The 1,068-nt window shown below is 59.4% G+C and carries 2 protein-coding genes; both read right to left on the bottom strand.

The genetic code is table 11. The features are described from left to right. Window positions 1-572, bottom strand: a 572-nt coding sequence (locus CW742_RS14840; RefSeq protein WP_292421727.1) for an SDR family oxidoreductase, incomplete at its 3' end; no start/stop codon positions are given. Window positions 573-583: 11 nt separating this feature from the next. Further along, window positions 584-1,068: acetoacetate decarboxylase family protein (locus CW742_RS14835; RefSeq protein ID WP_292421725.1), on the bottom strand; the 485-nt coding region annotated here is incomplete at its 5' end.

Below are 1,068 nucleotides of genomic sequence, written 5' to 3'. Positions count from 1 at the left end.
ATATTGGCCGGGCAGATGGTCGAGAAATGCAGGCCCCGGTCCATGAACTCGAACCGGAGGCTCTCCGTCATGCCGGTAACGCCGAACTTGGTTGTTGCATAGAGGGCCTGGTACGGCAGCGGCACGATCCCGGCAACCGAGCTCGTGTTGACGATGTGGCCGGATCCCTGCTTCAGCATGATCGGGATTGCGGCATGGACACCGTAGATGACACTCCAGAGGTTGGTGTCGATGATCGTCTTCCAGTCCTCGATCGTTACCTTCTCGTACTGGATGGTTCCGCCAATACCGGCATTGTTGAAGAGAAGATCGATCCGCCCGGCTTCCTTTGCCGTGTCCTCGATCGCTTTTGTCACCTGCGCCCGGTCCGTGACCTCGACAATCAGCGGCCGGGCCCGGTCCTTTCCATCGGCAAGGTTGCGGATTGCCTCCTCAACTTTTGCCTTGTTGCGCCCGGCCATGTACACGATTGCGCCCCGCCTCAAAAGCTCGGCGCTCAATGCGTACCCGATACCGGAGTTTGCTCCCGTGACGATACAAACCTTGTCCTGGTAATATGCTGATGGTGTCATGATCTCCCTCCTTACTCAAGAACCCGCGCCCCGGTGGAGTGGAGCCGTGCGCTGCCATGGAACAGGATGGCGTTCGTGATCTTTTTCATGGGCAGGGCGGCAATCTGGTTTGCAACCCAGAACTGGTACCCGTACTGCATCGGGGTCTGTTCGATCCACTTCAGGCTTCCCGTGCCCGTGAACGCGGTGTCGATATCTACACCCTGAGGAAACAGGATGAACTGGCTCAGTTCGGCCCCGGGCTTCCCGACTTTCGGGATGTAGCGCCAGCCGATAGTGTTGATGGATTTCTGCTGTTCCCGCGCTGCATCCAGGGCCGGACCGGTAATCTGCCCGGTCTCTTCGAAATCCATGAAGAGGAACGTGCTTCCACCCGAGCTTGCAGCACCATGGCAGGCCGGGTGCTGGACGCGGATGTCCCCGATATCGGCAAAGATCTTCGGGATTCCGGTCTGTTCGCGGCCGCCAAGGATGGGCGCGGTCCGGTTCTCCCACG

The organism is Methanoregula sp., assembly GCF_002835825.1.
Taxonomy (GTDB): Archaea; Halobacteriota; Methanomicrobia; order Methanomicrobiales; family Methanospirillaceae; genus Methanoregula.
This window is presented reverse-complemented; position numbering and strand designations above follow the sequence as displayed.